Genomic DNA, 23,843 nt, shown 5'->3' with positions numbered 1-23,843 from the left:
ATCGGCGTGAATGCAAGCTTCGACAGCCTGGATACACCCCGGGTAGGTTGGTGGACGAGCATGCTGATCATAAGACGCAGAAGAGGACGCGAACGGTGACAGGTGATTGTAATTATTAGGTAAAGCTGCTGTAGTACATAACTATCTAACGATAGCGGCTATCCGAATACAGCCTGCACCTCAGTGCGGAACAACGTGGCCAATCCCGCGCCCGGCGCACCCGTCAGCCGTGCGCTGAAGACCGCCGCCAGCGACTCGTAATACCACCGCTGCTGTTCGCGGCCCCGCCGAAACCGCGTCCAGGCATGATCGCCCCGCTTCTCAATATCCTCACGGATTGAGCGGATATTGTCTATTTTGTCGGCGATGGCCACCAGCAGCAGATCTTCGCCCGCCGTCGCCAGCAATTCGATCGTGTGCTGCTTGCGCTGCTCCCACGAAGCTGCCTTTTCCGGTTCGCTCGCCCCGCGCACCAGGTCCGCCACCTCGGCGCCGAAAAGTGCCTCTATCTGCTGGTAGGTGACGAAACAGTCCTCCACCGTGTCATGCAGGATCGCCGCCACAGCAAGCTTCTCAGGACACCCCGCTTCCAGCAGGGTGGCCGCCGCACGCATGGGGTGAATCAGATACGGAACATTGGTACCCTTCCGATACTGTCCCGAATGCGCTGCCGCCGCAAACTGGATGGCGAAAAAGATCAGGGGAGAATCCATCGCTGCTGTAACAACCAGTAAACCACAGGCACCGAAAACAGGCTGGAATCGACCCTGTCCAGCCAGCCGCCATGACCGGGCAGCAGGTTGCCGCTGTCTTTCACGCCCGCTCCGCGCTTGATGGCCGACTCGCACAAATCGCCCACCTGCCCGGCCACGTTGGCCGCCAGGCACAGCACCAGGGCCGGCCCCACGGCCACCTCGGGAAACTTCCAGTGCAGGAACAGAGCGCCCAGGGCCATCGAAGAGATCGTGGAAGCGATCGTCCCTTCCCATGACTTACCGGGACTGATCGACGGCGCCAGCTTGTGACGCCCGAAGTTCTTGCCGAAATAAAAGGCGAACGTGTCGCCAACCCAATTGATGGCGATCCCAAACAGCATCCACCAGGGGCTCCGGCCATGCAGGAACACCGCGCAGCGCCACGCTCCGAATATGTACAGCACGCCCAACACGGTCATCGCCGCAATCGGCAGAACCTGCGGCAGTTGCCGCCGCCGCATGGCCAGAACCCAGGCCAGCAGCGCGAACAATGTCAGGTACAGCGACTCGTTGTTGGGCAGCACGAGCAGCAGCAGGCCGGCCAGGTACCCGATGGGGCTGTGCCGCGGATCCGGACCAGTGCCGGGAAAGTGCGCGCCGGCTATGCCCTGGTATTCGTAGTAGCAGAGGCAGCCGACAATCGCCAGGACCGCCAGGAAGAACCAGTCCGGAGCGAAAACGACGGCATAGAAGAAGAACGGGGTAATGATCAGACCAGTGAGAAGCCGCTTCATCGAGTGGGTAAGCTGACGGCTTCCAACACGGGTTCGTCGGCGGCCGGTGGAACCGGCGCCTGGCGAATGCCCCCGAAGCGGCGGTCGCGTTTCTGGTACGCCTTCAAGGCTTCCAGCAGCGCGATCCGATTGAAATCCGGCCAGTAAGTCTCCGTAACATAGAGCTCGGCGTAGGCAATCTGCCAAAGCAGGAAGTTCGAGATCCGCATTTCGCCGGAGGTACGGATCAGCAGGTCGGGCTCGGGCTGCCCGGCCGTATACAGGTGGTTGCCGAGGGAGTCCTCGTCTACCTTCAGGTCGTCCAGGCGCCCCGCCCGCCTGGCTTCGTCAATGATGCGGTTTACCGCATCCACAATCTCGGTCCTGCCGCCGTAATTGATCGCCAGGTTCAGGATCAGGCCGCTGTTGCCCGCGGTCGTCGCAATCGCCGCGTCCAGTTCCTTCCGGATCTCGCTCGAAAGCTCATCCAGCCGTCCAATCGCCCGCAGCCGGATGTTGTTCTGCATCAGGTGCGCCACTTCCTTCCGCAGGTAGTAGCGCAGCAGTCGCCAGAGTGTCTCCACCTCGGTGCGCGGGCGCTTCCAGTTCTCCACGGAAAACGCATAAAGCGTCAGGCTGTGGACATTGAGCCGCGCACAGGTCTCCACCGTCATGCGCACCGGTTCGACCCCGGCCTTATGCCCGGCCGCACGCGGCAGGCTGCGGCTGTTGGCCCACCGGCCGTTGCCGTCCATGATCACTCCGATATGTGAGGGAAGACGCGCCGGATCCAGCGACCGCGCTAGTACCCATTCGGGCGAGCCCGGCTTTAGCGTCTGCAGTAGCGCCTGCATGAATAAGGATTCTTTCACATCTTATCGCATCCGGCTCGGACAGGAGCCCAAAGAAGGGTCTTGAACGGGCCGGCCGCTCGCTCCCTTCCGCCCACCTGAGCCAACCGCATGAATCTTCTATCATTTCTGAAGTTTTGTATTGAAATCGAAAACACGTTGTAACAGGATCTAAACAGGAGATAAAAATGTCCTTTTATCGCATGCTTTGCTTCGCGGGCGCCGTCCTCACGGCCCACGCGGCGCAAGCTTCGCGAGTGGGCATCCTGGTCAATGTTCCGCCCACCACGCCGGCCGCCGTCATCGAAGCGCTCCAGGCCGAAACAGAAGAAGCCTTGAAGAACAGCGGAATGGAACTGCTATGGACGTTCAGCCAGGGAGAGGCGGCTCGTGAGACCTACGATCGTGTCGTCAGTCTCCGCCTCATCGGCCGCTGCGTGCCCGTCCGGCCGGAAATCGTGCGAAGATCCCACGTACTCGGGTTCACGCACATCTCGGATGGCACGGTGCTCCCCTTTGTCGAAATCAATTGCGATACCGTACTGCGAGTCATGGAGAGCGGCAGCCCGTGGGTGACGCCCTACCTGCCGCCGACGGTCTTCGGCCGTGCGCTGGGCCGGGTGCTGGTGCATGAGATGTTGCACGTTCTCACGGTCAGTTCCGCTCACGACAGGGAAGGCTTAACCAAGCCCGCGTTCAACCGCACTGACCTGACGCTCGGCGGCCTGCATCTCGCTGACGCCGCGCTGCAACGCTTGCGCCAAAGCCTTGGAGTCAGCGACTTACAGGCTGAGAATGGCAGCCACCAGCGCGCCCACGCCGAGGAATGAGCCGAACGGCAGCTCGTAACTGTCGGAATTTGCGCCCTTTAGCTTAATCCAGGCCAGCCCGAGAACAGTCCCAAGCAGCGACCCGGCCATCAGCCCCACCAGCGCCGTCTCCAAGCCCAGGAACGAACCCATCATCGCCACCATTTTCACGTCGCCGAAGCCCAGGCCTTCCCTGCCCCGGATCTTCTCGTAGCCCCAGCCCAGGAACCATAGCCCGCCCGACAACAGCAGCGCCGACAACCCCGAATTCAGAAACGAAGCCAGTGAACCGCTGCCCGCGGGATAGTAGACCGAGAGCATCGCCGGAATGATCCCGTTAGGCAGCGCCACAACGGGCGACATCATCACACCCAGGGCGACGCCCCACTTCGTGAACTCATCGGGCAGGATCCGGCTCTCCAGGTCGGAGAAGATCAGCTCGATCAGGATCGCGATGAAAAGGCACCACTTCACCGCCGCCCACCCTGCCCCCAGGCGGTAGACTGCCGCGGCAAACAGCAGGCCCGTAATCAGTTCAACCAACGGGTAGCGGAACGAGATCGGCTCGCGGCAGCAGCGGCCCTTCCCGCCCAACACCACAAAGCTCAGTACGGGGATGTTGTCGTACCACTGGATCATCTTTCCGCAGCGCGGGCATTGCGACCGAGGCTCGTCAATGGAGTAATCGTCCGGCAACCGGCTGATGCAGACGTTCAGGAAACTGCCAATCAGCAGCCCGAACAGCCCCGCCAGAATCGTATACAGGAATGCTTCGCTCAATTCAGGACCTTCCGGTAGACCGCAAGCGTATCGGCCGCCATGCGCTCCATGGTAAACCGCGACTCCACCAGCGCGCGGCCGGCGGCAGCCAACCGGTCCGCCAGGCCGGGCTCATTCAGGATCCGCCGCACCGCGGCGGCCACCTCTCCGGCGGAATTCCGCACCAGCAAACCGGTCTCCTCGTGCCGGACGATCTCCGGCAATCCGCCGACATTGCTCGCCACCACGGGTACCCCATGCGCCATTGCCAGCAGTGCGGCCGACCCCAGCCCTTCCATATCAGTCACGTAGACAAAGACGCGGGCCGTGGCGAAATCGACGGCCAGATCCCGGCTGAATTGAATCTCCAGGCCTGTCTGCCGCAGCAGCGCCCCTCCCTTGCCCGGATCGTCAGACTCGATGCCCACTACGCCGCCGGTCCGGTCGCTGGCTCTCTCCGGAATGGGCGTGCAGTCGTACACGACACTGATCCGTTCCGGTCCGACTCCGGCCTCTAGCAGCGTCCCCTTCACCGCCTCGCTGATCGCCAGGAAGTGCGCCGCCCGCCTGTACTTCCACCACGACGGCAAGCCCTTCTTCACGGGGAAGGCCACCCGGCGGCTGACCACGAACGGGCACCGCGAGCGCAGTGCCGCCCAGGTATGAGACCGCGCATCGTGACAGTGGATCAAGTCGGCTTCCCTCGACCCGGCCCGCACCGCGCGCCAATCGATCGGCCCGGCCGGAACGCCCAGCTTTCGGGCCGCCTCCAGCAGCGGACTGCCCTCCGGTGCCAGCAGCCGTGCCCCGTCTTTCAAACCTTTGAGCAGTTGCAGGACCTGGTATTGCCCACCCCGCATCGTCAGCCCGGTGTCGAGGTGCAGCACGCGCGGCGCCGGCATCCGCTCAGCGCCCCCAACTCATGAAGCGGGCCTTGGCGTACTTCAGAAACGTGTACAACGAAGCCATGTAAGCAATGGCCAGTCCCTCGACGCCATCCAGGAACCCGCGCTGCAGGACGTATGTTTTGAAGAAGGTCCACACCGGATCCACCAGCAGGTGGCGGTAGCGCACCGGCTTCTTGCGATACACCAGTTCCTCGGCCGCCAGTGTGGTGTAGCGGTCCATCGTCTTCAGGTGCTCGCTTAGGGATCCACAGGTGTAGTGCAGCAGGTTGCCCTGCAACGTACCGACTCGCCCGGTACTGACGACCGACTCGTGCACATAGTCGCCCACCCACTCGGACTTGCGGCGGTCGAACAGTCGGATCTTGCGGTCCGGATACCAGCCCGAGTACAGGATCCACTTCCCCAGATACTGCGCCAGCCGTGGGAACGTGTAGGCGTCGTACTCCACGCCGTTCTTCTTCAGTTGCCAGATCTCGCCTTCCAGATCCTCGCTCAGCGCCTCATCGGCATCGATGGAGAGAATCCAGTCGTACGTAGCCTGCTCCGACGCATAGTTCTTCTGCCCCGCATAGCCTCGCCAATTGGCTTCGATTACGCGCGCACCGAACTTCCCGGCAATCTCCACCGTGCGGTCGGTCGAGCCGGAATCGACGATAAGAATCTCGTCGCAGCACCGCAGGCTCTCGATCGCCCGCGGCAGGTTCCGCTCCTCGTTGTAGGTGATGATGGTCGCCGAAATCTTCATCGCTCGCGATTTAGGGCAAGAACGTCTGATCGCTATTGTACAGAACAGGCGCGGGGATGAAAGACAGTACGAAGATCAGCAGGGTCAGGGCCAACAGCTGCCAGCGTCCACGACCCAAAGGTCCAGATTCAAAGACGGTGAAATGGCGGCGGCCCCAGAAGAACAGGATCACGGCCCAGAACCACCACGGCCAGTAGATGAACCCCAACGGCACCAGCATGGCGATCACGGCCAGCGAGACCTTGGAGTGCTTCTCCCCAAAGCACGCGTACACAATGTGCCCGCCATCCAACTGGCCCACTGGCAGCAGGTTGAGCGCCGTGGCGAGCAAACCCACCCAAGCCGCGCGCGCCACCGGATGCAGGTAGACATCCGCCGCCGCCGCGCCGGGAAACAGCCAGAGTTCGATGAGCCGCATCAGCAGCGGGGTTCCCAACTGCATCTCGCCCTGCGTCCCGATGCCAGGCACCACTTTCGACAACGCCAGCCCGATGCCCATGGCGGGAATCGCGAAAGCAAACCCGGCCAGCGGTCCGGCCACGCCGACATCAAAGAGTTCCTGGCGGCCCTTCACAGCCGACCGGAACCGGATGAACGCGCCGAAGGTACCGATGAAGGTGGGCGCGGGCAGGAAGAATGGCAGGCTGGCGTCGATGCCGTGATACATGCAGGCGAACCAGTGGCCGAACTCATGCGCAGTCAGGATCAGCAGCAGGGTGACGGAGTACGGCAATCCGTCGCTGAGGATCGCTGGATTGCGGAAGACCTGGAGGAAGACCATCAGGTCATGTTCCAGGTCAAAAGGCGGCAGATTGTGGGTGAAGTTGAAGGCCAGGCGGGCGCCCAGCGTCGTCGTGGTGAGAGCTGTCAGCAGGAACAACAGGACGTGGAGCCACAAACGGCGGCGCCAAACAGGCTGAAAGGGTTCCGTTGGACGTGCCAGCCAATAGCGCGTCTCTCCGCCGGAACCCGATTCAAACGACTGGGAATCCACCTGAGCTGAGCCGCCCTATTCCAGCGACTGCAACTCCTTGCCCGGCTTGAAGCGGACAGCCTTTCCCGGAGGAATGGCTACCTCGGCGCCAGTGCGCGGGTTACGGCCGATACCGGTCTTGCGCGGCCGGACGTTGAAAATACCAAAGCCGCGGAGCTCGATGCGCTCGCCCTGGGCCAGGGCTCGCTTCATAGACTCAAACACGGTTTCGACAGCCATTTCGGCTTTCGTTTTGGTGATGCCGGTCCGGTTGACAACCTCGTTGACGATGTCCAGCTTGATCAAGGGCGCCTCCTAAACAGGTGAGCGGGGAGCTTTGCCAACCACGGCCCCTTCCGCACCGCAAAGCCTATGATAAGATTAGGGTTTTAGCCTTGTCAAGCCAACGCTTACACACTTCTGCGGCGGAAGTCGTCAAACTGGACCCCAACCTGTTCCGGCGCGCTTGCGGTGCGTTCGCCACCGGCATCACCGTCGCCACGGTCCTCGGACGCGACGGCAAGCCGCACGGGCTGACCGCCAATTCCTTCTCCTCAGTTTCGCTCGACCCGCCGCTGGTGCTCATCTGCGTGGCGCACAAGGCCGCGACCCACGGCCCATTCGCCAGCGCTTCTTCTTTTGTAATCAATATCTTGGGATCTGAGCAAAAGGACCTTTCCATCCGCTTTGCATCCTCCCATCCCAACCGCTTTGAGGGCCTCGACTGGACCCTCGGCGAAGTGGGCGCACCGGTCCTCACCGATAGCCTGGCTGTGATTCAGTGCGAGACGAAGCGCAAAATCGCAGCCGGAGATCACACAATTTTCCTGGGAGAAGTGCGAAAAGTGGACGTTCGCGAGGGGAAACCGCTGCTCTACTACGCCGGAAACTACGTCGAAACGAAGTAGCGGAAATGGGTCTCTTTCGATATGTAGGCGCGAAAACGCGGGGTGCCGCCGCCCCTGCGGCCCGAAACACCCCGCGTCCGTAAGTCAAAACTAGCCAGCCAGTTCCTTGGCTTTGGCCAGCGCCGTGTCGTAGTCGGGATGCTCTGCTACTTCCGGCACATACTCCACGTGCTGGATCTTGTTGTCCTTGTCGATGACGAAGATCGCCCGCGACTCTACGCGCCAATCCTTGATCAACGTGCCATAGTTCTCACCGAAGCTGGCGAACTTGTGGTCGCTGATCATTTTCACGTTATCCACGCCGAAACTGTTGCACCAGCGATTCTGGGCGAACGGCAGATCGACGCTGATGGTGTAGAAGCCGATGTTCGGCAGCTTACCCGCCTCGTCATTGAACTTTTTGGTCTGCATGTCGCAGACCGGAGTGTCCAGCGAGGGGACTACGCTGAAAACGCGCACACCGGAGGTGGATTCCAGCGAGATGGGCTGCAGCGACTTGTCCACGGCATCGAAGTCAGGCGCTGGATCGCCCACCTTCAGCTCAGGTCCGGCCAGTTCCAGCGGCATTCCCTTAAAACTAGTTGTACGGGGCATGAATCCTCCAAGTCTCAGCCTATTAGTTTGACCAAATCCGAGGCGGTTGTCACTGGAGGTTGGCAGACAAAGTCTTCGCATACCATCGCCGAGGCTTCACCGGTTCGATCCCAATGGACGGTCGTGAACGGCCGGAAGTGCTTGCGGAACTCCTGGATCAGCGGCTCGGCCTCGCCCGAGAACTTCACCTCCGACTTCGGAGCCTGGCTCTCCAGCACCGCGCACAGCATCCGCGGGATCGTCACGCCCTGTTGATTGATGCGGGAAGCGAACGCCGCCAGCGTATCCCCAGCCGCCTCTTTCAGCGGTTCCAACTCGCAGTACTCCGCCAGCCGCAGCAGCGCTCCGGCCGCCACGGAATTGCCCGCCGGCTCGGCCCCGTCGTAGTCTTCCTTCAGCCGCAGCACCAGTTCGTCGCTGTCCCCGGCCGTTGAATAGAACCCGCCGTTTTGTTTGTCCTCGAACAGCTCCAACATCGACAGGGCCAGCGTCTTCCCAAAGGCCAGATGCGCCTGGTCGAACGTCGCTTCATAGACATCGACGCACGCCTGGGCCAGCGCCGCGTAGTCATCCAGGAAGCCTGCAATCGCCGCTTCGCCTTCACGCCAGCGCCGCATCAGCTTCCCATCGACGACCAACTGCCCCTGGATAAACGCCAGCGCCTTGGTCGCCGCATCAAGATAGCGCGGCTCGTGCAACACCTGCGCGCCCTTGGCAAACGCCGAAATCATCAGCCCGTTCCAGGACGCCAGCACCTTGTCGTCGAGGTGCGGCCGGATCCGCTTCGAACGCTCCGCCAGCAGGACCTGACGCTCTTTCTCGAACTCCGGAGCCGGATACGCGTCCTTCAGGTACAGAATGTTCTTGCCCGTGAACTCGGCATGCGGATCGTTGTCGACATTCCCGTTCTCGCGGCAGCCGTACTTCTGTGCGAACGCCAGAGCCCGGTCCGCGCCCAGCAATTGCTTGAGCTCGTCCATGGACCAGACATAAAACGCCCCCTCACCCTTCTCGTGTGGATTCGCGGGATCGATGACGCTATCCGCATCCTCGGCTGAAAGGAACCCGCCCTCGGGATGAGTCATGTCCCGCAGGACATACTCGAAGATCCCGCGCGCCACCTCCGCAAATGCCTCATCCCGCGTGATTTGGTACGCCTCCAGGTAGGAACTCGCAAGCTGCGCCTGATCGTACAGCATCTTCTCGAAGTGAGGAACGAACCAACGTTCGTCCACCGAGTAGCGGTGGAAGCCGCCGCCCAGCTGGTCGTGCATCCCGCCCTTGGCCATCTCGCGCAGCGTCGTCAGCGCCATCTCGCGAGCCTCTTCCTCCTTCGCCGTCACCGAGTAACGGAACAGGAAGTCCAGCACGCTGGGCCGCGGAAACTTCGGAGCCTGGCCAAAGCCACCGTGGTGCGTATCAAAGGTGCGCCGGAAGTAGTGGTAGCTGGAGTCGAACGCTCCGCGGTCAATATCGGTGCCGGCCGATTGCACCTGGGAATGGCTCTCCAACTCACCCAGGATCGAGATGCTCGAAGAGATCAGCTTGTCGCGCTGCTCCTTCCACGCCTGCGCCAACTGCTGTAGGACATAGCCGAAGCCGGGCCGGCCGTAGCGGTTGTCGGGCGGGAAGTACGTCCCGCCGTAGAACGGCTTCAGGTCCGGAGTCATCCAGACCGACATGGGCCAGCCGCCGCTGCCCGTCGTGGCCTGCACAAACAGCATGTAGATGCGGTCGATGTCAGGGCGCTCTTCGCGATCCAGTTTCACAGCCACGAAGTCGCGGTTGATCTGCGCTGCAATGGCTTCGTTTTCGAAGGATTCACGCTCCATCACGTGGCACCAGTGGCAGGTGGAGTAGCCGGCGGACAGGAAGATGGGCTTGTCCTCGTCGCGCGCCTTTTGAAAAGCCTCCGGCCCCCAGGGATACCAATCCACCGGATTGCGGGCGTGTTGCAGCAGATAGGGACTCTTCTCGTGAATCAGACGATTTGTATGCATGGGGGTAAGACCAGAAGGTGCGGGAAAGGACTATTCTAACGGACGAGAGGTTGGATTCATGCCTGATATCGAAAGCTTCAAGAAACAAGCGCTTGACGAGCTCATCGAACTGCTCAAGATCCCAAGTATCAGCACTTTGCCGGAACACGAGCCGGACATGCGCAAGGCCGCCGACACCGTCGAAGCCGCCCTGCTCCGCGCCGGCATGACGCGCACGGAACAGATCCATCGCGCAAATCACCCACTGGTTTATGGAGAATGGCTGGGCGCCTCCGGCAAGCCGACGCTGCTGCTCTACGGTCACTACGACGTGCAGCCGGCCGACCCGCTGGACGAGTGGAAGTCGCCCCCCTTCGAACCCGAGATTCGCGACAACAACATCTACGCCCGCGGAGCCACCGACGACAAGGGCCAGACGTGGATTCTCGTCAAGGCCGTCGAGTGGCTGATGAAGCGTGACGGCAAACTGCCCATCAACATCAAGTTCCTGATCGAGGGCGAGGAAGAGTGCGGCGGCGAGGCCATCGAAGCCTATGTCGCTGAAAAGCCCGCCCAACTGGCCGCCGACGCCGCCATCATCTGCGACAGCGAGATGTTCGCGCCGGGTCTGCCCTCCATCTGCATCGGCCTGCGCGGCATCGTGTACGGCGAACTGCACGTCGAGGCCGCCCGGCAGGACCTGCACTCGGGTGTCTACGGCGGAGCCGCCCCCAATCCGATCATGGCCATCGCCGAGATCCTCACCGCCCTCAAGGACAAGGACGGCCACATCCTGATTCCCGGTTTTTACGATCGCGTCGTGAAACCCGCTCCGGCCGAGGCCGAGGCGTGGGCCAGCCTGCCCTTCGACGAGAAGGAGTACCTCGAAAAGGAGATCGGCGCCACGGCGATCACCGGCGAACCCGGCTTCTCCGTGTTCGACAAGACCTGGGCCCGCCCGACCTTCGAAGTCCACGGCATTCGCGGCGGCTTTGTCGGCGAAGGCGCCAAGACGGTGATTCCCGCCCGCGCCGTAGCCAAAATCTCCATGCGCCTGGTTGCTGACCAACGCCCGGACGAAGCCATCAGCCAACTGAAGTCCGCCATCGCCGCCGTCACCCCCAAGGGCGTCAAGGCGGAGTACAAGTTCCTGCACGGCGCCGGGCCGTCGCTGGTGAACCCGGACAACAAGTTCATTCACGAGTCGGCCCTGGCGATGGAAGAAGTCTTTGGCAAAAAGACCGTCTACATCCGCAGCGGAGGGTCGATCCCGATCGTCGGCCTGTTCGACACCCACCTGGGCATCCCCAGTGTTTTGATGGGCTTCGGGCTGCCGGACGACAACCTGCACTCGCCCAACGAGAAGTTCCACGTACCCAACTTCTACAACGGCATCGACGCCGTCATCCGCTACCTGGAGCGCCTCGGCGCCTGACCTGCCCGTAGGGGAGCGAAACGGCCGTTTTGCTCCCCACATCTCACCAAAACACACTATTTCACCTTATTAGTTAAAGTACACTTGCACTAATCACCGCTTTTAGTGCTATTATCCTCTCATGGAGGTCTCTTCCGAAGAACTCGCCGCCGTCCTGGGCCGTTTCAATCCCTGGTGGCGCGGCCAGCCGCTGCCGGAGCTTCCTCCCTGGCGCCGGGCCGCCTGGCGCGAACTGCAAATCTGGCTGAAGAAGCCGCCCGCGCCGCGCGCCGTTTTGCTCTCGGGCGCCCGGCAGGTCGGCAAGACCACTCTCCTCCTCCAGGCCGTCGCCGCACTCCTCGCCGATGGCGTGCCCGCGGCCAATATCCTGTACGCGACCTTTGACCACCCCCTGCTGAAACTGGCCGGAATCGACGCCGTCCTGGAAGCCTGGCGGCAGCGCGAACCTCGCGCGGAAGGGCCCGAATACCTCTTCCTGGACGAGGCCCAGTTCATCCGCGGCTGGGGCACCTGGATCAAGCTGGAGGTCGACTTCACCCGCGACCGCCGCATTGTCTTCACCGGCTCCGCCATGCCGCTGGCGGTCACCGATCCCGAATCGGCGGTCGGGCGCTGGCACGCCATCCGGCTCTCAACTCTCTCTTTTTACGAATATTTACAGATCAAGAAGGTCGTCCTGCCTTCCCTGCCCCGCCTGCGCAGCCTGGCCGAATTGTTCGACTGGGAACCGGGCGAACTGCGGGACGTCCAGGAACTCGCTGAACCCTACGTGGCCCACTTCCACGAGTACCTGATGCGCGGCGGTTTCCCGCAAACCGCGCAGGTGGAGAGCATCACCAGCGTCCAGCGCCTGTTGCGCGAGGACATCATCGACAAGGTGCTGAAGCGCGACATGACCGCCTTGTTCGGCGTGCGCCGCGTGCTGGACCTCGAGCAAACCTTCCTGTATCTATGTCTTCGCGACGGCGGACTGCTGGACATGCCGGATCTGTGCGGCAACCTCGAAGTGAAGCGGCCCACCGCCCAGCACTTCATCGAACTGCTGGAGGCGACGCACCTCATCTACCGCCTGCAGCCGTTCGGCTACGGCAAGGACGTCCTGCGCGGGAAGTACAAGATCTACCTCGCCGACGCGGCGCTGGCGCCTGCCGTCATGTTGAAAGGAAAGGGGTTGCTGGACGACCCTACCGGGCTTGGCATCGCCACCGAAACAGCGGTCTTCAAGCACCTCTACGCCCGCTACTACTCCATGCAGGTGCGCTTCACCTATTGGCGCGGGAAGAAAGACCGGGAGGTGGATCTCATCGCCGAGCTCGGCGGCATGCTGATCCCGTTCGAGGTGAAGTACCGCGCCCAGCACACCGGGCTGCGCGAATTGAAAGGCCTGCTGGAATTCTGCGCTGAGAAGCACGTGGAGCGCGGCTACGTCGTCACGAAGTCGCCCTCTGACCTGGGCCTGCTGCCCGGGACGGCGGAAGGCGCGGCCAAGATCATGCGCGTCCCGGCGCCGCTGCTGTGCTACTGGATGGGCGAATCGGAGACCCAGCCGTCACAGCAGACGCCGTAGATACTTCACATTGCGGCGCAGGTCCTCTTCCACGTCCTTTGACGGGGCGTTGGTTTCCAGCGTGACATAGCCCTCATACCGGATGTCGTTCAACGCCGCCAGGGCCGCCTTCACATTCACGTCGCCCTCACCCAGGTAACCCTTGTCCTTGAAGTGGAGCTGGCAGATCCGTTCACGGCCCAACTGGCGGATCTCCTGCGCCGGATCGACCTTATATTGGTTGGTCGCGTTGCCGATGTCGTACCAGATCTTCAAGGCAGGCGAACCCACCTGGTCCAGAATCCGCAGATCGTCGTCAGCCGGAATCGTGTTCTCAAACCCTAGCGTGATGTGGGCCTTTTCCGCTTCGCGGCACAGCTCTTTGAGCGGCCCCACAACAGCATCCATCTCGGCTCGGGCGGTGAGCGCGCAGTTTCCGAAGAAGACCAGCATCAGGATCTTCGCGTCCAGGCGCCGGGTGATGTCGATGCCCTCGACGCCCCACTTAACCGCCTGGGGATCGCTCTTCAGGCAACTTGCATGCAGGATGTCGATATAGGTGGCGACCAGGGGAAGCTTATATTGCTTGGAGTTAGCGAGAAACTGGCCCTGCAGTGCGGCGTTCGCGAGAACCAGGTGCCCGTCTGACGACTGGCGCCCCAGGGTGACCTGGAGTCCTTCCGCGCCGGCGCGGCTGGCGAGTTCGACGGACGCCGGATCGGAGCGCTTGCCGACCACGCCATCCATCACCCCGATTCGGATCTTGGCGCGATTGGCGGCAACCAGGGGAGCCGCGGCGGCGGCGGCGAGCAGCGATCGGCGGGTAAGCATCGAAAGAGTCATATCATGCCGAGCCGAGGCGGCGCCAGCGGAAAGGGGATCTCCAAAGCCCAAGTGGTATACTCCGATGTATTGGGAAGCCCTTTGGGCTGAGCCCGATCGTAGGCCCGGAGAGGTTCAGGAAACCTGCCGGACCGTGTGGCCGTCTAGGTTGTTTCGCACATATCGGGGCAATGCTGCCAGAGGTGCGAATTTGGGGAGAAGGAAGGACCTTTGCGAATGTCGATTGCTCGAATTGGCGGTTTGAAGCGGAAGTTTGCCGGCGCCCTGGTTGGCGGCGGCCTGCTGCTGGGGCTGCCACTCGTTAGTTCCGCCCAGTCTGTTCCCTCCTACGTGATTTCGACCTTTGCCGGAACCGGCGCCAACGACGCTACGGAATTCGCCGGCGACGACGGTCCCGCTACCTCGGCCCAGCTAAACAACCCGTATAGCGTCGCCATCGATTCCGCCGGCAACGTCTATATCGCGGACCAGGTGCACCACCGCATCCGCAAGGTCTCCACCTCGGGCATCATCACGACCATCGCCGGAACCGACACCGCTTCCTGGACAGGCGACGACGCCGTGGCCACCAGCGGCACACTGAACGCGCCTTGTGGGCTGTTGATCGACCCCACGGGCGATATCTACATCGCCGACACGCTGAACCACGTCATTCGCAAGATCACCACCTCGACCGGCAAGATCTCCACCTTCGCCGGGACCAATGTCGCCGGTTTCAGCGGCGACGGAGACGGCGTCGACACCGGCACCGCAACCGTCACGGATACCGACCCCAAGGCGACGGCGGCCCAGTTGAACCGGCCCACTGCGCTGGCTCGCGACTCCAGCGGCAATCTGTACATCGCGGACACCTATAACAGCCGCATCCGCAAGATCCTGGCGAGCAACTCCACTATCGACACGGTAGTGGGTGATGGTGCGCAGCGCCGTTACGGCGACGGCGGGTTGGCCACGGAAGCTTCGCTGTTCGACCCTCAAGGCATCAACTTCGATGCGGCCGGCAATCTTTACATCGCCGACACGAACAACCACGTCATCCGTAAAGTGACGACGGACGGCAACATCCAGACGGTCGCGGGCAGCGGCGTATACGGTTACACGGGCGACGAAATCCCAGCTACCCAGGCCTCCCTGTTCTACCCCAAGTGGGTGGCGGTCGATACCGCCGGCAACCTGTTCATCGCTGATTCTTTCAACATGCGCATCCGCATGGTGACCACCGACGGCATCATCCACACCATCGCCGGCAACGGCACCTATGGGTTGAGCGGCGACGGCGGCGCGGCGATTGACGCGGAATTGCGCTTCCCTTCCTCGGTCACGATCGGCAGCGGCGGTAAGATCTATGTCACCGATAACCAGAACCACCGCGTTGCCCTGCTGACCCCGGTGGTGGACCTCGGACTCTCGGCCCCCACCTCGCTGAACCTCGGCGGCAAGCAGTACGTGAACGCCCTGCTCAGCGACAACCAGACCCTGGTGCTGCCCACCGACGCCCTGGCCGGCACGGCTTCCCGCCCGGCGCACATCGGCGAGACGATCACCATGTACGCCAACGGTTTGGGTGATACCGACGAGCAGATCAACGAGACACTCGGCCGCATCCAGATCTATTTCGGCCACATGCCTGCCGACATCAGCTACGCCGGAGAGGCCGGTGACGGTTCCGGAGCCAAGCGCCTGAACGTCGTCGTCCCGAACATCGAAGACAACGACGCCATCCCAGTGATGCTCATGAAGGACGGCACGGTGGCCCAGAAGGCCATCTACACGGCGGTTCGCTCCAACTAACTCAGCCTATGCGGCTTGCGGCGCTGCTCGAAGCTGGCCGGCAGGACTTCCTGGACGCCCTGTCCGGCGTCACCGAGGAACAGGCCCCCGCCAAGCCGGACCCGAACCAGTGGTCGATTCTTGAGTGCATCGAGCATGTCATCGTCGTCGAGGAGCGCCATCTGCGCTGGATCGACATGGGGCGCTCGATCGAGCCTCAGCGCGATCACGACCGCGAACTCCGCCTGTTCACCATCATGCGGAACCAGTTCGAAAAGCGGGAGGCGCCGTCCGCCCTGCGGCCGAAAGGCCGATTCACCACCCTGGTCGAAGCAGCGCAGGCGTTCCTCGAAACCCGCGACCGGGCCATCCGGCTGGTGGAAGCGCGCGGTGACGCGATGTACGCCATTGGGGTCAAGCATCCGTTCTTCGGACCGGTGAACGGCGCAGAACTCGTCCAGTTGATGGACGGTCACGCCCGCCGCCATGCCGACCAGATCCGGGCACTGGCGAGTCCCGCCCCAGCGCTGCCAACGCTGGCCCAGCCCAGTCCGAGCGGCAAGGAGAATTCGGCCGCGCCCCGAACGGCCCCTCAGCTCGCCGCCGGGCTTGCGGCTCCGGCAGATCCGCAGAGCCCGTTCGCCCAGGGCGAGATGATCGCCTTGCACCTCCAGCACATCCGTCAAGGGGAATGCGCCGGGCGGAAAGCCGCGACCTTCACGGCAGACGGATGCATCCTGGATCAAACGCGCCTGGCGGAATCCGAGTTCGAATCCGTCGTCTGGAAAGACGTCCGGCTGGTGAACTGCGACCTGGCCAACCTCCGGGCACAGCGGATGGTGCTGGAACGAGTAGAGTTCGTCGATTGCCGGCTGGCGGGCCTGGCCACTGGATCCCTCGATGCGCGCGACGTGCTGATTCTGAATTCAGACCTGCGGTATGCCAGCCTGAGCGGCGCCCGCTTCCAGAACTCCGAGTTCGAGGGTTGCAACTGGCAGGACTCCGACCTGCGGTCCGCCGACCTCAGCGGCACGGTGATCCGCAACTGCGATCTGGCCCGGGCCGATCTCCAGGGCGCCACGCTGCGCGACACGGACTTCCGCACCTCCCAACTGGAAGGCATGCAAGTGGGGATCCACGACCTGCGCGGAGCCATCGTCGAACCCGGCCAGGCGATGATCCTGGCCCAGGTGCTGGGCCTCCGGATCGTCTAGCTCCTCACAGCATCCGGTACATGACGAAGGCGTCCACGAACCCGAGCGACGGGTGCTGGAACGCTTCGGGCAGCCGGCCTACGATTTCGAAGCCGAGGTGCTGCCACAGCCGCACGGCGCGCTCGTTCGTACTCACGACGAAGTTAAACTGCATGGCCCGGTAGCCCCGGCTGCTGGCATGTTCCTGGGAATGCAGGCACATGGCTCGCGCGATACCCCGGCCGGTGGCCTGCGCGGCCGTCATGTAGCCGCAGTTCGCCACATGGGCTCCGCCGCCTCGCTGGTTGGGGTGCAGGTAATAGGTGCCGGCCACCTGCCCGTCGTCCTCGGCCACGAAGACTTCATGGTCGGACGAGAACCAGTAGGTGAGCGCCTCTTCGCGGCTGAGGTCGCGCGGGATGGTGTAAGTTTCGCCGGCCCGGATGACAGGCTCCAGAATCGCCCAGACGGCGTCGGCGTCCCCGGTTCCAGCGAGTCGGATGGTCAGCATACTTCCAGCATGGCAGCTGTGGATCTCTCAGGTCAGCCGGACCGGCTTCTCACCGGCCGGACCGCGCGGCACTTCATCGAGAGTGTGGCGGCCGGTGTCGCGGCGCTGGACCAGACCGGTCTGGAAGCGTAGCACGGCCTCCAACATTTCGGGCAGCTCCTCCTCCTGCAGCGCGATGCGGATGGTCTCCGCCGCCGCCTCGAACTCTCCGATGCGGCGCAGGATATCAACGGCCAGGGCCAGTTCCTCGGCCGGAGTGTCGAGGAAATCCTGGCCTGCCGCCTTACTTGCCTGGAACAGGCGGATCGCCTTGCGGCGGCAGCGCCGGGCCGCGTCCAGATCATTGCCATCCTCATGATTCCAGGCCGCTTGTAGGGTGATCCAGCCCGCATCGGCGAGGTAGCCAAGCTGTTCCAGCAGCCAGGCATGGCGCTCGAACGCGTCCGTCAGAGACCGATAATCGGACGTTCGAACCCAATTTGGCACCAGCTCGGCCGCGTAGGCCAGGTCCGGCGCCGCGTAGCCGCAGTTCGGGCAAAGCTGCATCCAGGCAGGCAACGTCGAGCGCAGCGGTTCGCCCGGCCGGGTGTCCAGATCGGGCGCGAACTGAGGAGAGACCGTGGGGGCCGCCAGTTGATCGGAGGCGATCCCACAAACCGAACAATGAATCCTAGGCATCCGACGCTGGTTTTAGCACAATAGAGAGGATGATTGTTGAGATCGACGGCGTACCCCTGCATCTGGCTCACCCTGACGCACTCTCCGTGAAGTGGGTTGGGCAAGAGGAGGTCATGCGCCAACTGCTGGCCGCCTGGCTGGTTGTGGATGAGCGGGACATCCCGATGAATCCGCGCCTGGTGGGCAAACCCGGCGTGGGCAAAACGACCCTCGCCTATGCCGCCGCGTCGCGCCTGTCGCGCGAAATCTACATCATGCAGGCCACGGTCGATACACGGCCCGAGGACCTGATTGTCCAGCCGGTGATCGAGGGTCCGGGCCAGTTGAGGTATGTTGCGTCGCCGTTGGTGACCGCCATGCTGCGCGGCGGCATCGTGATTCTTGACGAAGGCAACCGGATGTCGGAGAAGAGCTGGGCGAGCCTGGCTCCGCTGCTCGATACGCGCCGCTATGTAGAAAGCATCGTCGCCGGCATCAAGATTCAGGCCCATCCGCTGTTCCGGCTGGTGGCCACAATGAACGACGACAGCTCGACGTTCGACCTGCCCGAGTACATCCATTCGCGGCTGCAGCCGCAGATCCTGATCGACTTCCCGGAACGGGATGAAGAGTTGTCCATCCTGCGCGAAAACCTGCCTTTCGCCGAGGACAAGATGCTGGAATACGTCACGGACTTCCTGCAGCAGGCGCACAACAATGAAGAGCGCTTCACGGTCCGCGACGGCATCAACATCGGGCGGTATGCGATCAAACTGATGACCACCCTGGACGCCCGCGCCGACTTCACGCATGCGGTGCGTTTCTCCATCGACAAAGTGCTCGGCGAGGAAGCTCTGCGCTATGCCCGGCGCCCCTGAGAGTCCGGCCGGAGAACTTTCCAGCCTGCAGCGCGGACACCTGCGCTATTTCCCCGTGGTGCCCGGCCGCCTGGAGTTTGCCGCCGCCGTCCGCCGCGAGTTGCTGGCCAACCGGCCCGGAGTCGTCGCGGTGGAACTGCCGGCCTGGCTCCAACCTTTTTACATGGAAGCCCTGGACCGCCTGCCGCAGTTTTCGGTGGTGGTCTATCCCGAAGGCGGCGAGAGCGAGCGCGGCGTCTATGTCGTCGTGGAACCGGCCGATCCATTTGTCGAAGCGTTGCGGACAGCCCAGGAGATCGGGGCCGAGCTCCTGTTCCTGGAGCCCAACGCCATCGACCGGCCGCATCTGCCGGATCTCTACCCCGATTCACACTCGCTGCGTTCCATTCTGCTCGATCAGTACATCGAAGCCTACCGGCTCTTCCCGCAGGCGCGGAATGACGAGATCAACGACCATGCCGCCGGGATGGCGTGGCGGCTGCAGGGCACGGATTCCACCAAACCAACAACTGTCGTTTTGAGCCTCAACCTGTTCGACGCGGTCCTGGATGCGATGGAAAAGCCGCAGGATCCGCCGCGTGACCGGAAGGACCTGACGGCGGAACTCGTGAATCCGCATCCGGATTGCCTGGCGGAGATCAGCCAGGAGTACCCCTTTCTGCAGGAGAGGTATGAGCACTATCGGGCGTTAATGGGCGACGACGCGCGGGTCGACCGCCGCCGGGTTCAGTACGAATTACTAAAGGAAGCCGAGCGCAACTACCTGGCCCAGACCGGCGATGCCATCGCCCACTGGCAGCGGCGGATGATGGCGCGGTACACGCGCAATCTGGCGATGCTCGAGAACCAGTTGGTGGCCGGGTTGTTCGATCTCACGGTGGCCGCCCGGGCTGTCGTCGACGACAACTACGCCTGGGAGGTGTGGCACGCCGCCAACTCCTACGCCTGGCAGGATGAGCACACCCCACTGGAGACCCTCAATCTCTCCGCCGAAGAGGTCTACCTGCACAGCCGGCGGATGCGGCTGCGCCGGCGGCTGCCGCGGAAGAAGCAGCGGCTGATGCCGCGCGGGTTGAAGGAGCGGCCGAAGGAGAAGCATCCCGGCGAATGGGCGGAGCAGCTGGACGGAAACTCCATTTGTAGTTATCCGCCTGAGGATCTGGTGATCGAGGACTACGGCAAGTTCCTGCGGGAGCGTGCCAAGACGATCCTGCGGGAGGAGCGGGTCCGGGTGGAGCCGTTCACGACCTCTGTGCATGACGGCATCGACATCCGCGAGACCATCCGCAACTGGCACGAGGGCAAGATCTACGTCCGCAAGTTCGAGCGGCTGTCGGGCGATGTCGGGGCCGTGGTCGTGATCTTCGACGAGGATCCGCTGGATCGCTATACGTATATGACGACGTGGCTGGGCGAGCACCAGAACGAGAGCGACATGGCGTATTACGCCACGCAGCCCTTCGACCATCTGGTGGGCCCCGGAATCGGCCGGGCGGAGTATGGCGGGTTCCTGATGGTGCTGCCGCCGCGCCGTATGTTCGACGTCTGGAACGATCCGGATTACGACTTTGCCGAATCAAAGCCGGAGCGGTTGCTGATGGCCGCGCTCGACTACTCAGTGGAGCGGCATGTCGTCTATGTCGCCGCCAAGCCGCCGAGGTCCATCTTCCGGTCTATTGCGGCGCACCTGAACCGCCAGATTATCTACATCCCGATCGGCCAGCTTTCCCCTACTAAGCTGAAGAAACTACGTGTAGTTCACGTTCTGGACAGCCATGAGCGAAGGAAAGTGGCGAAAGACTTTTTATGGTGAAACCGGGATTGGTGAATGGCGCGTCAGTACTTGGGTAAGCCCTGATATACTGAGAGTTTGCGTAACCTGAGACCAACAATGAAGTGGACCGTCTTCTTACTCGCTGCCTCGGCACTGTGCCAGGCGCAGCAGTACTCCACCGGCCAAGCGGCCCGACTCGTGATAGGCCAGTTGCCGTTCACCGCCCAGGATCCAGGATCCAGCGACAAGCGGCTGGGTTCCATCGGTGGTGTATCGTATGCTGCCGATACGCTGGTAGTTGCTGATTCCAATGGCGTTGGTGGCACTCCGATCAACAATCGGGTGATCATCTACAAGAACGTCAGATCCTTCGTGCCTGATCGTTTGGCGCCCTTCCCCCAGATCAGCGACCGCTGCAACGCCTGCGTTGGCCAGGCTACGGTTGTGCTGGGGCAGTCGGATTTTACCAGCGGGCCCATCACAGACGTCAATGAAGATGGAACCATCGACCAGAAGGACGTACCCGCCACGGCTCAGGATAATCTCCGGCGACCGCTTGGCGTGGCGTATAACGGGCGAATCCTCGCTGTCGCCGATACGGACCATAACCGGATTCTGATCTGGAAGAGCCTGCCGAACGTCAACAAGCAACCGGCGGACCTGGTGGTGGGCCAGTCGAGCTTCACGACCTCGAAGCCGGGCACAACCGCCTCGACGCTGCGTGGTCCCGAGGGGCTGTGGCTGGACGACAACAATGGTCTCTGGGTGGCTGATACAGGCAATAGCCGGGTTCTCTACTACGGCGAGATCACACAGAACGGACAGAGCGCCAAGCTGGCCCTGGGTCAGAAGGATCTCAATACGGATCAGCAGCTTGCCGCATTCCCGGACTACAAGACGACCGACCGTTCGCTGCTGTCCCCGACCTCGGTGGCTATCAGCGGTTCGAGATTGTTCGTGGCAGACCTGGGTGCGAACCGGGTCCTGATCTGGAACACGATTCCGACCCAGACTGAGCAGCCGGCGAACATGGTGCTGGGCCAGCCGGATTTCGTATCAAATCTGCACAACAATTCAAAAGATCTGTGCCCCGCCGAAGGTGTGGATGCCAATGACGAGCCCACCTATCCCGACCGTTGCGGCCGCACGATGGAAATGCCGCGCGCCGTCATCTCAGATGGCGTGCGCCTGTATGTGGCCGACGCCGGCAACGATCGTGTGATGATCTGGAACTCGTTTCCGACGGCAAACGCGCAGGTTGCGGACATGATCATCGGCCAGCAGGGTCCCTCCCTGAACCTGGCCTCCGATTCGGCTGAACCGCGCCGCATCTCTTCCACCGACTCGTTCCGGACTCCGGTTTCGATGGCTTGGGACGGAGAGAATCTGTACGTCGCCGACACCTTCAACCGCCGAGTGGTCGCCTACACGCCGGGAGACTTCTCCCTGCCGCTGACGGCCGTCCGCAACGCACCGAGTCCCGACAACCATTCCACAGGCCGCATCACCTTGGGCGGAACGATGGAAGCGGATTACGAAATCTCGGTCAAGATCGGCAACAACACGGTTAAGAACACCGACGGCACGGTGGTGGATCCGACCGAATACAAGTACAAGACCGTCAAGGACGATACGTTCGATACGGTGATCGACCAACTGGTCTCGATCATCAACAGCAGCGATCCGTATGTGATGGCGGCCCCGAACAAGGACGCCCAGGTTGTCGTGCTGTCAGCGCGCGCTTCCGGCGTGGAAGGCAACAATGTCACGATCGTCACCGGTGTGACACCGGGATCGGCGAAACTGACGGTCACCACCAGCGGAGCCACGCTCAGCGGCGGGCAGGACCCCTCGCTGATTGCACCGTTTTCGCTTGTGACGATCCTGGGTGACAACCTGTCGGATCAAACGACGGCAGTCGCCGACCTGACGCAGCCGCTGCCCAAGGAACTGGGCGGAGTGCAGTTCTACGTGGACGGCCTGCAAGCACCCTTGCTGGCTGTTGCGCCCAACCGGATCCTGGCCCAGATTCCGCTGGAAACCAATGATTCCACAAGCGCAGCGGGCATTCTGAGGGTGAAGCGGAATGACGGCACGGTGACCGTCTCGACGGCGGTTGCGATTCCGATCATCAGCCAGAACCCCTCGGTCTTCAGCAACACGCAATTCGATCCGCAACCCGGCTTGGCCTACCACTATTCGAGTTCGGCGACGGGCACGATTTCGGTGGACGGCACGGCGCAGGGCGGTGACGTGATCACGATCAACATCCATGATCGCGTGACGAAGTATACGGTCCAGTCCAACGACACCCTGGTGATGGTGCGTGACGCCCTGGTGGCGCTGATCAACGCCAGCGACCCGGAAGTGGAGGCGTTTCCCTCCGGCTTCTACTCGCGCCTGAGGCTGCGCGCCCGCATCCCTGGCCCGGAGGGCAATGGAATTCCCTTCTCCGCGACGGCTTCGACGGGTTCCTCGGTCATCGTGACCGCGTTCAACTCGACGCTGTGCTGCTCCAACGAAGAAGGGGCTCCGGTCACGGCGGATAATCCGGCGGTGCCGGGCGAGACGATTGTCGTGCTGGCCAGCGGCCTGGGGATCGTGAATCCGCAGGAAGCGCGGGACGCCATGACGACGGGCATGCCCTACTTCGGCCCCGCGTTGAATGACGCCTCGGAATCGGTTTCCGCGCTGGCGGGCGGCAAGACGGCGAATGTGCTGTTTGCCGGGCTGCGGCGCGGCGCGGTGGGCATCTACGAAGTCCAGTTGGAACTCAACCCGGACCTCGTGACGGACGCCCAGACCCAGGTGACTATCGCACAGAGCTTCCAAGTCTCAAATATCTTCACGATTCCTGTCGTGAGGATCAAACCCTAGCAGCGGAAACGCTGCACATCCGGACAATTGCCGGGCAGGCCTTCGGGCTTGCCCGGCCTTTTTTATCTGGCGGCCTGGCCGCCTGGGACATACACCGCATGCTTGGCGGCGCGCAGCAGCTCGCGGGCCGTATCCGCATTTTCCTCAGTCACATAGAAAAACGCACCGATCAGTTCGCGGATGAACAGCACGCCTCCGCGATAGCGGTCCGGCTCGACCAGGTAATCCAGCCCGGCTTCATCCAACAACTTCTCTACGGCTTTCGACTCGCTGAGTCGTTTCCCTATATAGATAAGGACTAGTTCCTGGTCCCCAAAAAAGGCGTCTTCCCGGCGCATAGTGCTCTTCCAGCGTAACGCAGACAG

Annotated in this window: 23 protein-coding genes; 9 read left to right on the top strand and 14 right to left on the bottom strand. The window is 62.5% G+C overall.

Annotated features, from left to right (window positions below; genetic code table 11):
- Nucleotides 1-158 precede the first annotated feature (158 nt).
- Genes IRI77_RS01930 through IRI77_RS01920 form a run of 3 tightly spaced genes read right to left on the bottom strand, consistent with a single transcriptional unit; the run spans nt 159 to nt 2,322 of the window.
- Nucleotides 159-713, bottom strand: a complete 555-nt coding sequence (locus tag IRI77_RS01930) for an HD domain-containing protein (RefSeq protein WP_194450409.1) — start codon at nt 711-713, stop codon at nt 159-161.
- Nucleotides 698-1,489, bottom strand: coding sequence for a phosphatidate cytidylyltransferase (locus IRI77_RS01925; protein WP_194450408.1), 792 nt, complete (start codon nt 1,487-1,489; stop codon nt 698-700). Before IRI77_RS01925 ends, IRI77_RS01930 begins: the two co-directional genes overlap by 16 nt.
- On the bottom strand, nt 1,486-2,322 hold the full coding sequence (locus IRI77_RS01920; RefSeq protein WP_194450407.1) for an isoprenyl transferase: 837 nt from the start codon (nt 2,320-2,322) through the stop codon (nt 1,486-1,488). The genes IRI77_RS01925 and IRI77_RS01920 overlap by 4 nt, the downstream gene beginning before the upstream one ends.
- A 185-nt stretch (nt 2,323-2,507) precedes the next feature.
- Between IRI77_RS01920 and IRI77_RS01915 the strand changes: the two genes are divergently transcribed.
- Nucleotides 2,508-3,149 carry a hypothetical protein gene (locus IRI77_RS01915; protein ID WP_194450406.1) on the top strand — a complete coding sequence of 214 codons (642 nt, stop codon included), beginning with the start codon at nt 2,508-2,510 and terminating at the stop codon, nt 3,147-3,149.
- Here IRI77_RS01915 and IRI77_RS01910 read toward each other — a convergent pair.
- The 5 genes from IRI77_RS01910 to IRI77_RS01890 form a co-directional block, all read right to left on the bottom strand.
- Nucleotides 3,102-3,908, bottom strand: coding sequence for a prepilin peptidase (locus IRI77_RS01910; RefSeq protein WP_194450405.1), 807 nt, complete (start codon nt 3,906-3,908; stop codon nt 3,102-3,104). The genes IRI77_RS01915 and IRI77_RS01910 overlap by 48 nt on opposite strands.
- Nucleotides 3,905-4,789 carry a glycosyltransferase family 4 protein gene (locus IRI77_RS01905; protein WP_194450404.1) on the bottom strand — a complete coding sequence of 295 codons (885 nt, stop codon included), beginning with the start codon at nt 4,787-4,789 and terminating at the stop codon, nt 3,905-3,907. Before IRI77_RS01905 ends, IRI77_RS01910 begins: the two co-directional genes overlap by 4 nt.
- A 4-nt stretch (nt 4,790-4,793) precedes the next feature.
- Nucleotides 4,794-5,540, bottom strand: coding sequence for a glycosyltransferase family 2 protein (locus IRI77_RS01900; protein ID WP_194450403.1), 747 nt, complete (start codon nt 5,538-5,540; stop codon nt 4,794-4,796).
- A 10-nt stretch (nt 5,541-5,550) separates the two neighbouring features.
- Nucleotides 5,551-6,438 (bottom strand): site-2 protease family protein, encoded by an 888-nt coding sequence (locus IRI77_RS01895; RefSeq protein WP_194450402.1) that lies wholly within the window; start codon nt 6,436-6,438, stop codon nt 5,551-5,553.
- Nucleotides 6,439-6,549: 111 nt separating this feature from the next.
- Nucleotides 6,550-6,819 carry an HU family DNA-binding protein gene (locus IRI77_RS01890; protein ID WP_194450401.1) on the bottom strand — a complete coding sequence of 90 codons (270 nt, stop codon included), beginning with the start codon at nt 6,817-6,819 and terminating at the stop codon, nt 6,550-6,552.
- An 89-nt stretch (nt 6,820-6,908) separates the two neighbouring features.
- Between IRI77_RS01890 and IRI77_RS01885 the strand changes: the two genes are divergently transcribed.
- Nucleotides 6,909-7,421 carry a flavin reductase family protein gene (locus IRI77_RS01885; protein WP_194450400.1) on the top strand — a complete coding sequence of 171 codons (513 nt, stop codon included), beginning with the start codon at nt 6,909-6,911 and terminating at the stop codon, nt 7,419-7,421.
- 90 nt (nt 7,422-7,511) lie between these two features.
- Here IRI77_RS01885 and tpx read toward each other — a convergent pair whose 3' ends face one another.
- Both tpx and IRI77_RS01875 read right to left on the bottom strand, forming a co-directional pair.
- Nucleotides 7,512-8,015, bottom strand: coding sequence for a thiol peroxidase (tpx, locus tag IRI77_RS01880; protein ID WP_194450399.1), 504 nt, complete (start codon nt 8,013-8,015; stop codon nt 7,512-7,514).
- 14 nt (nt 8,016-8,029) lie between these two features.
- A complete protein-coding gene (locus tag IRI77_RS01875; protein ID WP_194450398.1) occupies nt 8,030-10,015 on the bottom strand; it encodes a thioredoxin domain-containing protein in 1,986 nt (661 codons plus the stop codon).
- Between the two features lie 58 nt (nt 10,016-10,073).
- Here IRI77_RS01875 and IRI77_RS01870 point away from each other — a divergent pair, with 58 nt between their 5' ends.
- Together IRI77_RS01870 and IRI77_RS01865 are read left to right on the top strand one after the other, a co-directional pair.
- Nucleotides 10,074-11,429 carry a dipeptidase gene (locus IRI77_RS01870; protein WP_194450397.1) on the top strand — a complete coding sequence of 452 codons (1,356 nt, stop codon included), beginning with the start codon at nt 10,074-10,076 and terminating at the stop codon, nt 11,427-11,429.
- A 121-nt stretch (nt 11,430-11,550) separates the two neighbouring features.
- Nucleotides 11,551-12,996: an ATP-binding protein gene (locus tag IRI77_RS01865; protein WP_194450396.1), complete on the top strand. Its 1,446-nt coding sequence runs from the start codon at nt 11,551-11,553 to the stop codon at nt 12,994-12,996.
- Here IRI77_RS01865 and IRI77_RS01860 read toward each other — a convergent pair.
- Complete coding sequence (locus IRI77_RS01860) at nt 12,979-13,806, bottom strand: sugar phosphate isomerase/epimerase family protein (protein WP_194450395.1); 828 nt, start codon at nt 13,804-13,806, stop codon at nt 12,979-12,981. The genes IRI77_RS01865 and IRI77_RS01860 overlap by 18 nt on opposite strands.
- A 228-nt stretch (nt 13,807-14,034) precedes the next feature.
- Here IRI77_RS01860 and IRI77_RS01855 point away from each other — a divergent pair, with 228 nt between their 5' ends.
- Both IRI77_RS01855 and IRI77_RS01850 read left to right on the top strand, forming a co-directional pair.
- On the top strand, nt 14,035-15,609 hold the full coding sequence (locus IRI77_RS01855) for an NHL domain-containing protein (protein WP_194450394.1): 1,575 nt from the start codon (nt 14,035-14,037) through the stop codon (nt 15,607-15,609).
- 8 nt (nt 15,610-15,617) lie between these two features.
- Nucleotides 15,618-16,802, top strand: coding sequence for a DinB family protein (locus IRI77_RS01850; protein WP_194450393.1), 1,185 nt, complete (start codon nt 15,618-15,620; stop codon nt 16,800-16,802).
- 4 nt (nt 16,803-16,806) lie between these two features.
- Here the strand turns inward: IRI77_RS01850 and IRI77_RS01845 are convergent, their stop codons facing one another.
- On the bottom strand, nt 16,807-17,292 hold the full coding sequence (locus tag IRI77_RS01845) for a GNAT family N-acetyltransferase (protein WP_194450392.1): 486 nt from the start codon (nt 17,290-17,292) through the stop codon (nt 16,807-16,809).
- A gap of 27 nt (nt 17,293-17,319) precedes the next feature.
- Complete coding sequence (locus IRI77_RS01840) at nt 17,320-17,970, bottom strand: hypothetical protein (protein ID WP_194450391.1); 651 nt, start codon at nt 17,968-17,970, stop codon at nt 17,320-17,322.
- Between the two features lie 29 nt (nt 17,971-17,999).
- Here IRI77_RS01840 and IRI77_RS01835 point away from each other — a divergent pair, with 29 nt between their 5' ends.
- From IRI77_RS01835 to IRI77_RS01825, 3 genes are all read left to right on the top strand, one after another.
- On the top strand, nt 18,000-18,827 hold the full coding sequence (locus IRI77_RS01835; RefSeq protein ID WP_194450390.1) for an AAA family ATPase: 828 nt from the start codon (nt 18,000-18,002) through the stop codon (nt 18,825-18,827).
- Nucleotides 18,811-20,640: a hypothetical protein gene (locus IRI77_RS01830; protein ID WP_194450389.1), complete on the top strand. Its 1,830-nt coding sequence runs from the start codon at nt 18,811-18,813 to the stop codon at nt 20,638-20,640. Before IRI77_RS01835 ends, IRI77_RS01830 begins: the two co-directional genes overlap by 17 nt.
- 78 nt (nt 20,641-20,718) lie before the next feature.
- On the top strand, nt 20,719-23,478 hold the full coding sequence (locus IRI77_RS01825; RefSeq protein ID WP_194450388.1) for a hypothetical protein: 2,760 nt from the start codon (nt 20,719-20,721) through the stop codon (nt 23,476-23,478).
- Nucleotides 23,479-23,540: 62 nt separating this feature from the next.
- On the opposite strand, the gene IRI77_RS01820 is transcribed toward IRI77_RS01825, so the two are convergent.
- Nucleotides 23,541-23,816, bottom strand: a complete 276-nt coding sequence (locus tag IRI77_RS01820) for a hypothetical protein (protein ID WP_194450387.1) — start codon at nt 23,814-23,816, stop codon at nt 23,541-23,543.
- Nucleotides 23,817-23,843: the final 27 nt, after the last annotated feature.

It is taken from the genome of Paludibaculum fermentans (assembly GCF_015277775.1).
In the GTDB taxonomy this organism is placed as follows: Bacteria; Acidobacteriota; Terriglobia; order Bryobacterales; family Bryobacteraceae; genus Paludibaculum; species Paludibaculum fermentans.
This window is presented reverse-complemented; position numbering and strand designations above follow the sequence as displayed.